Origin of the sequence: Rufibacter ruber (assembly GCF_001647275.1) — a bacterium.
Lineage (GTDB): Bacteria > Bacteroidota > Bacteroidia > Cytophagales > Hymenobacteraceae > Nibribacter > Nibribacter ruber_C.
Genome location: NZ_LRMM01000017.1, coordinates 78712 through 87040 on the forward strand (window position 1 = coordinate 78712; position 8329 = coordinate 87040).

Below are 8329 nucleotides of genomic sequence, written 5' to 3' on the forward strand. Positions count from 1 at the left end.
ATCGCTGCTTTTTTGGTTTGCTTACAAGATCTTTTTAATCAAAATCTACTTGGTCATATTCAGAAGGAACAATGGCTTTGAAAGTCGCTTTCCCATTAGTGATTTGAAACTCAAGGGTTCTTTTCACGAACTGGGGGAGCCCTTTATCTACACCTGGTTTCCAGGCAGGCATTTGGCTAAGGGTTTCGGTGAGGTTTTCTTCAATGCCATGGCCAAGGTTTGACATGGTTTTGATTCTGGTAACCTTTCCGGCGGGTGTCACTATGAAAGATAGTTTTGCGGTGCCGCTTACTTTTTTCTGTGCCGCTGTTGCAGGAATTTTGTAGTGTTGCCTGATAAAGCTGGCCAGGGCTTTTTCACCTTTAGGAAATTCCGGGTTCTCCATTGTTCCCAGAAAGACACCTGCCTCATATGCTTCTTCATCATAGGCAAGTTCTATAAAGGGAGATTTCCCACGCAAAAAGCTAGGAATAGATCTTGGAGCGGGCACCCTGATAGGAACCGTGTATTTTACATTGACCGGTTCCCCGTCCTGCCTTCCTGGTTTCCACTGGGGCATTCCCTTTATAACATTCACTGCATTTTGGTCTACACGAGGATGAACCCTGTTTAAGTTCTGCACATCCTGTACATACCCAAAATAATCTACCACAAACGTTACATAGATGGTAGCCAAAGTATCTGGTGAAGAAGCGTACCTAGGTAAGATAAAATTATCCCTGATGTAGTAGATCAATGAATCATTCCCACCCGGGAATTCAGGCATTTCCTCTACCGCAATATAAATTTTAGCATTGGAGTTCTCCCCGGTTTGAGCGAAAGCTGGAAAGGCAAAAAGGAGAAATAGAAGATAGAGGTAAATAGGCCGCCTCATAGGTAAGAAATGAAGAAATTGATTTATTCGACCAAGATACTCAAATTGCCTTTCCTGTTTTTCAGCTACTTTTAAGAAAATAGCTTAAAAACAGGAAAGGTATAAGATGTGCTACTATCGCAACAGGAATCAACATCATGGGCACTTCGTACAAATAGAAAAACAGTAACTGTGAATTGCCATGGCCAACCCCTCACCCCGCCTCACCTCCTTCAAAGAGTTCTACCTGTTCTACCTCTCAGAGCACCAGAACACCACCAGCCGGGTGCTGCATTTTACCGGAACCGGCTTGCTTCTGATACTGCTCATAGCGGCGTTGGTATTGGGGCGGTATGCGTGGCTGTGGGGGTTGCCGGTGATTGGCTACGGGTTTGCGTGGGTGGGGCACTTCTTCTTTGAGAAAAATAGGCCGGCCACGTTCCAATACCCGCTCTACAGTCTGGCGTCAGATTTTGTGCTGTTTTTCCAGTTGCTGATTGGTAAGCAAAAGTTCAGGTCTAAATAGTGCCAAAAGCCATTTTCAACCTGTTTTTCAGAAAACAGGCCGAAAACGGAAAACTCATTCTATTCTTCTTTTCTTAGCTGGCCGAACCGCTTCTTTGGTGCCCGCTGGTTTCCGGTCTACCGGAAGGGGGGCGGTAGCGCCTTTCCCTGATTTCCCGCCTCTCAGGTACGTGAATTCCAGAATCGCCCCGCGGTACTGGTTGCCTTTGGGGTCTTCGCCCGAGGGGCCGGAAGTGACCGAGGAGCTGTCTACGGCCAGATAGATTTTTTTACCGTCTGGGGAGAGGGCCAGATCGCGGTAGCGGGTTTGGGATTGATGGAAGTAAGAGAGGGTGTCACCTGTCACGGCGGTGCCCGAAGCATTGAGTTTTACCCTGATCAGTTTCCCGGTTTTAAGGGTGGGAATGAGCAGCGAGTTCTGCCAGCCGGGTATGGCCGAGGCCGTATACACCTCAATGCTGCTGGGCGCATCTGACGGCCACTCCGGCGAGGCCTTCCCCCCGCTTCGCTCCTGCTCCAGAATGCGCTGGAGGAAAGCGTTTGAGTGGGGGTAGAGACTGAGAAGAGGATCTCGGTAGGTGTCTTTCCCAATGGCCGCCGCATTGGCGTTCTCACTGGTGATGGTGGGGTAGGTGGTGTGCCATTCGCCGGGAAGGTGGGAGTGGCTGCTCACACCCGCCGCCAAGCCGTTGTAGTTGTTGTCATTGTACCCAATAATAAGCGGGTGGCCGTAGTTCTTGCCTTTCTCTAGCAGGTTGATCTCGTCGTCTGAGAAAGGGCCGTGTTCACTGGTGTAAATCTGGCCAACTCCCCCAATTTCGGCGTACGCCAGGCCTTGGGCGTTGCGGTGGCCGTAGGTCCAGACGGCGTTCTGCTTCCCTGGTTTGGTAAACGGATTGTCATTGGGGATCCAGCGGTCAAAGCCGCCTCGGTCCCTGTCTGGCTCCAGGTTGAACCGAAGCACTTTCCCTTCATAGCTGCTGATCTGCTGCGCATGGTTGGGGCGGCCTACATTTTTAAATTGCCCGGCGCCCATGTCGCCCACGGTGTAAAATAAGAAGTGCTTTCCGTTCACGGGGGCAATGAGTAGCCGGCCAGAGTTGTGGTCATTGCTGCCGGGTATGCTGTCACAGAGAATTGTGGGGTTTGCCAGTTTCTGTGCCTTCTGGTCATAGTCATACCGCACCACCCTCATGGTGAAATGGCAGCCGCCAAAGTTGGGGTCACAGCCATCGCCCGGCTGGTTGGCCCCCGCGAAACGGTAGGCGTAGGCAAGGTACACATACGGTTTTCCGGTGAGCAGCTGCGGGTGCAGGGCTAGACCCATCAACCCGCCCTGCGGCCAGGGCTTGCCCCCGTCCAGGCTGTCTGGGACCTTGTCATACCGGGGGAAGTTTTTGGCGTTGTTCAGGTCCAGCAGTACGGTTTGAGCGCCGGTGGCAGGATTGATCCGGTTTACCCGGTACCCTTTTGCCTCTGTGACCCACAGGTGCTGGTCCGGCCCGTACGTCACCTCCCAGGGGTCGCTGAGGTGAGCCTTGACTACCCGCACCATGAAGACTTCTCCCTTGGGGCCCGTTACCTGTTGGGCTTTGGTGGCCCGGGGGAAGCAGGCGAAAATGAATAAACTTACGAGAAGAAAAAGTGAGCGGGCCATGGGGACAAATGCTGGATACCGGTTCTTTAAACCGCCGCCCGCGGTAATTGGTTGTTCAAAACCAGAAATGGCGGGCAGAATCAGTATTTACCCCTGCCGCCGGAACTGCTCAGGGGTGCGCCCTGCCTCTTTCTTGAAAAACCGGCTGAAATAGGAATTGTCTTCAAACCCCAGGGCCTGCGCCACCTGTGCAATGTTGAGGTGCGGCGAATGGATGAGCAACCGCTTGGCTTCCAGTACCAGCCGCTCCTGCAGTAAATCTGAGGTGGTTTTGCCCAGGTTCTCTTTGCAGAGCTCGTTCAGGTACTTAGCGGTGAGATGCAGGGCCTGGGCGTAGAACGAAACGGGGCGGTGCTCCCGGTAATGCCGCTCCACCAGCGTCTCCAGCTGGTACAGCTGGAAGGGCCATGTGGTGCTGCCAGACAGAGGGGACTGGCTGGGGTACAGGCGCAAGAGCTGGATCAAAAGCAGGTGCAGGTAGCTTTTCAGGGCGTCTGTCTGCAGTGGCTGGGGCGTCTGGTATTCTTGCAGCAGGTTCTGAAAAAGCTGCTCAACGGGGGCGGCTTCTGCCGCCGAAAGGGTGACCAACGGCAGTTGTTGCCAGGCCCTGAAGAACGGAAACTGTCTCAGTTTCTCTGTTTCCTGCCCGTTGGGGAAAAACTCCGGTGAAAAGAACAGCAACGTACCTGCGTGTCTGGGGCCAGGTCCCAGGCGTGCACCTGGCCGGGCGTTAGAAAGAAAACGGTGTGCGGTTGTATGGGGTACTCGGTGAAATCAATGGTGTGGGTACCCCGGCCCTGCCGGAGATAGAGCAACAGGTAAAAGTCGTGCTTGTGCGGGGCCTGCACAAAGGCGTGCTTCTGCCGGTGGGTCTGCAGGTCTACCACGTGAAAGCCCTGGGTCAGGGCGCGGGCGGCGGTAAAATCAGGAATACGGTAGACAGGGAGTTTTTCGGGCATACGCCAAGCGGTGTGCGCCGCGCTGGTTTCGCCCGAAATTACCAAAAATAGCCTATAAACAGCAACTTTGGTTAATGCCCCCGCGCCTGCGGACTGCTGGCGGCGGTGGGGTTGTAGCTGATGAAGATGTTAATCCAGATGGCCCGGGAAAGTTTGAAAATGGCCGGCAGAAAGAGCACCAGGCTCAACACCAGGGCCGCCATGAGGGACCAAAGGGTTACTTCGCCTGAGTAGAGCATCATGAGCACCACAAACGCAAGGGTAGGGGCGGTGGTGAGGCCGTAGCTCACGTACATGGCGCCGTAGTAATAGCCCGGCTCCGGCTCGTACACCTGCTGGCACACAGAGCAATGGTCTTTCATCTGCGAGAACCTGCTCCAGCTCAGGAGGTTGTTGTTCTCAAATAAATCGCCTTCGTGGCAGCGGGGGCATTTGAGTTTGGCAATGCTGTATAGTTTAGAACCTTTCCCTAACATGGCTTCCGGTGGTTAAGTCTACTACAAAGGTACGTGCCGCAGGCAGATTGGGATAGGACAAATGACGGTTGTTGCGGTGATTTTAGTAGAGACCAGGCACCGCCTTGTCTCTTACGCATTGAAGATAACTCCCCTCCCGGGAAGGGTTGGGGTGCTTGCAGCTGGTTCTCCTTATTTTGTTCTATAGCAGCTTTTGTTCCTGTTGAACCTACCCTACAACGTCTTCCTGATCCTGCCGAGGGAACTTTTACCTTAAATTACCTTTTGCTCCCATTCCCGTTCCTGCCAAGCCTTTGACTGCAGTTGCTTTCTGCCTGCGTTTGTCACGTTGATTCTTGATGCTCAACCTAACCAAAAGAATCAAGAAGCCCCTGACTCGCTGCCGCTCAAACAGGAGGGGCTTCATTTAATTTCGCACCTGGATACCGCTATTTTTTCATAGCTGCTGTGGCCATTACGGTTTTGAACCGTCTGTCCGTGCTCCCGCTAAGCTCCTCGGCGCCTGCGGCTTCTGCGTCGCCCGCTCCCGCAGGCACTGATGAGGAGGTATAAGGGTCTGCGGTAATTCTTAGGTACAATTAACTGGTGGTGCAGTTGGTGGGGCTTCTGTTCTGTTTCGGGCCTGTTTTCCAGAAAACAGACCCAAAACGCAAACTAGCTTTTAGGGCGCTGTTCTTCTGCTATTCCTACTACTCCTTCTTTTCCAATACCCCATTCCCCACTGACTGCAGCTTTCTCAGTAACTCTCTGTTTCCCACTAAGGCGCGGAAGTTACTTCCGTGCCTTACATCAATAGCAGATACTCCCCCTTAGAAGGGGGCGAAGGGGGATGTTTACACCTGCTGATCCACGCATGCCTGATTACTCCCCTCCCTGGAGGGGTAGGGGTATTCTCACGCATAGCTGATCTCCCCGCGGCTCCCGGCGAGTCTGGAGACTCGCACCATCCTTGGCACGAGACAGCAGTCTCGCGCCAGTTGCCTGACTCAACCGCATCAGTAATCCACCATCAGCCATTTCCAAAGACACCGTGGTGATCGCAGCTGCTGTGAACGTTTGGGCAAGTTTCATTCTCCAACCCCGGCTTTTGCGTTTTTCGCCTGTTTTGGCCAAAACAGGCCGAAAACACGGCCCCTCAACTATCAAAGCTGAGGGACCGTTGCGAGCAAAAGTGCAGGGCCAGAAGTTGGTAGCCACGCTAAGGTTACTTGCTTACCCGGTTTTCTTCGTCACCGGTTCCTGTTCTGCGGTTGCGGGCGGTCTTGATTTTGCTGTTCCCAAATTTGTAGTCGAAGCTCAGGTTGAGGCGGCGGCTTTCCCACTCGTTCTGCCAGTACATGTTCACGTTGTCATAGTGCAGGTGGGCCCTGAAACGGGAGGTGTTAAAGATGTCGTTGAGTTTGAGGCTCACGGTGGCGCGGCCGTCCAGAAAGGTCTTCTTGCCGCCCAGGTTCAACTGGTAGTTGGCCTTGTTCTGGAAAAGCCCAGACACAGACGGGGAACTGTAGTACCCGGCAATCTGCACGCTGAAGTTCTTAGGCAGCACAAAGTTATGGTCGGTGCTGAGGTCCCAGGAGAACTGCTCCTGGTTGTACTGCTCACCCTGCACGGGTGTGTTTACCTTGTTCAGGCTGGCCTGCACCTGCAGGTTGGCGTTCCACCATTTCTTCACGGGCAGGGTACCGCCGCTGCTGAAGCTCAAAGACGTGGCGCGGGCCAGGTTCTGTGGCGTGCTGATGCTTTCCTTGGTAACATCATTCTGGCGCACCACTTCCATCACAAAATCTTTCTGCTCCAGGTAACTGATGCCCAACAGCTGGAAACCTTTGAAGATGTAGTTGAACTGGAACGAGTGGGAGAACGACGGTTGCAGGAACGGGTTGCCCTTGAGGCCGGTGTACGGGTCTGAGTAGAACGTGAACGGGTTCAGGCTGCGGTAGTTGGGCCTGCTGATACGGCGGCTGTACGAGGTGGAGAACTGGTGGTCATCTTTGGGGCTGTAACTCACAAAAGCGCTGGGGAACAGCTCCCAGTAGTTGCGGTTGGCCACATTCTGGGTAGTGAGCGAAGTACCTTCGGAGATGGTCTGCTCGGCCCGCAGGCCCGCCTTGAAGCTCAGCTGTTTGCTGAATTTCTTGCTCAGGCTCAGATAACCGGCGTTGATGTTCTCGTCATACAGAAAGTGGTTGGTGCGGCCCGCGTCATTCTGCCAGCCGGTTTCCTGGCGGCGCTCAAACCTGATGTCTGAGTCATTCTGCACCCAGCTGCTTTTCCAGCCGGTCTCGGCTTTCCAGTTGCTGCCCAGCGGGTGCACGTAGTCCAGCTTCACAGCAAAAATACGGATGGCGGCGTCTGAGAAGCTCTGCAGTTGCTCCAGTTCCCTTTCGCCGGTCACGGCGGCCCCCAGGTACTGGTTGGTGAACAGCTCGTCTGCCCCGTTGCGGTAGCGCACAAAATCAGCGTCAAAGGAGAGGGAGCGGCCGGTGGTGTCTATGTCAAACTTATAGTTGGCGTTGAGGCTGTAGTTGTGAGAGGCCACGTCTCTGGGGTTGTTCATCTGCACGCTGCCAATGGCGTTGCCCGGCACGTCATAATTCACTGAGTTGCTGGTGGTGAGCGTGTTCTCTGGCGAGGTGTAGCCTTTGAGCATGAGGCCCACGGTGTGCTGCTTATGGATGAACCAGTCGCCGCCCGCCACTACGTTCACGCTTTTGGTTTTGGGGTGCCAGAAGTTCACAGACCGGTACAGGCTGTCTCTGATGGTGCGCTCCATGGTGAGGCGGTTGTATGAGTTGTAGTGGCCGGTGTTGAGGCGGGTGTAAAAGCTGAACTTGCCCAGGTTGTAGTTCAGGTTGATGCCCGCCCACGCCTTTTCATATTTGCCGTAGCCGGTGCCCACGCTCAGGGTGCCGTTCATGCCTTTGGTGAGTTCGCGCTTGAGCTGGATGTTGATCACGCCCGCCGTGCCCGCCGCGTCATAAGAAGCCGGTGGGTTGGCAATGAGTTCCACCTTACTTACCGCCGAGGCGGGTAAGGATTTGAGGTAGTTGCTCAACTCGGTGCCGCTCATGTAGGTCATCTTGCCGTTGAGCATCACGTTCACGCTGCCGCTGCCCCTAAAGAGAATGTTGTCATCTTTGTCCAGGCGCACGCCGGGGGCGTTTTTAAGTACTTCCAGGGCATTGTCGCCGGCGGTATTCAGTTTCTCCACGTTCAGGATGAGGCGGTCAGCCTGCTGTTCCAGCAAGGGGCGCTGGCCCTGCACCACCACCTCTTTGAGTGCGGTGGTTTTCTCCAGGGCTTGTAAGGCCGGTACCTGCACCGGCTGCCCCTTCACGGCAAACGGCTGGCTCACGGCGGTGTTGAAGTCAATGCGGCTGGCCTTTACCAGGTATCGGCCGGCGGCCACTTTCTCAAACACGTACGTGCCCGCCTCATCTGCCATCATAGAATTGGCCACGCTGGAGTCTGGCAGCTGCACCAGCAGAATAGTGGCGAAACCCACCGGTTTCTGGGTTTTAGCCTCCAGCACCTGGCCTTTCACGGTGGTGCCGGGCTGGGCCAATGCCCACGGGGACAGCAGCGCGGTGAACAGAAGCAGGAGGAACAGGCAGCGGGTGTAGTAGAGGTGACGGCGCATGGGGAAATGGGTTTTGGTGAAATGATGCCCAAAGGTGCGCGGGCTGGCCTTCACCCGAAAAAAAATAATCCCAACGCCTGGGAAAATTATGCCAACTGCTGTTTTCGGCCTGTTTTCTGACAATACTTCGGACAGTTTATGCTGCGATTCTGCCGAAGTTAAGGACACAGTCTGTTTTGTCCTTGTTATTTAAGTGGCTTTTGTCAAAACCGAACACGG

Annotated in this window: 7 protein-coding genes; 1 reads left to right on the forward strand and 6 read right to left on the reverse strand. The window is 54.4% G+C overall.

All coding sequences use genetic code 11. The annotated features are described in order from the left end of the window. Positions 1–34: 34 nt before the first annotated feature. Positions 35–874, reverse strand: coding sequence for an energy transducer TonB (locus tag A8O25_RS08975; RefSeq protein WP_066833792.1), 840 nt, complete (start codon positions 872–874; stop codon positions 35–37). A 181-nt stretch (positions 875–1055) separates the two neighbouring features. Here A8O25_RS08975 and A8O25_RS08980 point away from each other — a divergent pair, with 181 nt between their 5' ends. Further along, positions 1056–1379 carry an Mpo1-like protein gene (locus tag A8O25_RS08980; protein ID WP_066833795.1) on the forward strand — a complete coding sequence of 108 codons (324 nt, stop codon included), beginning with the start codon at positions 1056–1058 and terminating at the stop codon, positions 1377–1379. Positions 1380–1433: 54 nt separating this feature from the next. Here the strand turns inward: A8O25_RS08980 and A8O25_RS08985 are convergent, their stop codons facing one another. The 5 genes from A8O25_RS08985 to A8O25_RS09005 form a co-directional block, all read right to left on the reverse strand. Further along, positions 1434–3035: a PQQ-dependent sugar dehydrogenase gene (locus A8O25_RS08985; RefSeq protein WP_066833798.1), complete on the reverse strand. Its 1602-nt coding sequence runs from the start codon at positions 3033–3035 to the stop codon at positions 1434–1436. A gap of 87 nt (positions 3036–3122) precedes the next feature. Next, positions 3123–3716 (reverse strand): helix-turn-helix domain-containing protein, encoded by a 594-nt coding sequence (locus A8O25_RS08990; protein WP_161947722.1) that lies wholly within the window; start codon positions 3714–3716, stop codon positions 3123–3125. Next, positions 3662–3994: an AraC family ligand binding domain-containing protein gene (locus A8O25_RS22640; protein ID WP_082893539.1), complete on the reverse strand. Its 333-nt coding sequence runs from the start codon at positions 3992–3994 to the stop codon at positions 3662–3664. The genes A8O25_RS08990 and A8O25_RS22640 overlap by 55 nt, the downstream gene beginning before the upstream one ends. Before the next feature lie 71 nt (positions 3995–4065). Next, positions 4066–4470 carry a DUF983 domain-containing protein gene (locus A8O25_RS08995; protein WP_066833801.1) on the reverse strand — a complete coding sequence of 135 codons (405 nt, stop codon included), beginning with the start codon at positions 4468–4470 and terminating at the stop codon, positions 4066–4068. A gap of 1204 nt (positions 4471–5674) precedes the next feature. Then, on the reverse strand, positions 5675–8110 hold the full coding sequence (locus A8O25_RS09005) for a TonB-dependent receptor (RefSeq protein WP_153042666.1): 2436 nt from the start codon (positions 8108–8110) through the stop codon (positions 5675–5677). Between the last annotated feature and the right edge of the window lie 219 nt (positions 8111–8329).

Coding starts and splice junctions, on each gene's coding strand:
- A8O25_RS08975 (WP_066833792.1), bottom strand. CDS start 874: ATGAGGCGGCCTATTTACCTCTATCTTCTATTTCTCCTTTTTGCCTTT.
- A8O25_RS08980 (WP_066833795.1), top strand. CDS start 1,056: ATGGCCAACCCCTCACCCCGCCTCACCTCCTTCAAAGAGTTCTACCTG.
- A8O25_RS08985 (WP_066833798.1), bottom strand. CDS start 3,035: ATGGCCCGCTCACTTTTTCTTCTCGTAAGTTTATTCATTTTCGCCTGC.
- A8O25_RS22640 (WP_082893539.1), bottom strand. CDS start 3,994: ATGCCCGAAAAACTCCCTGTCTACCGTATTCCTGATTTTACCGCCGCC.
- A8O25_RS08995 (WP_066833801.1), bottom strand. CDS start 4,470: ATGTTAGGGAAAGGTTCTAAACTATACAGCATTGCCAAACTCAAATGC.
- A8O25_RS09005 (WP_153042666.1), bottom strand. CDS start 8,110: ATGCGCCGTCACCTCTACTACACCCGCTGCCTGTTCCTCCTGCTTCTG.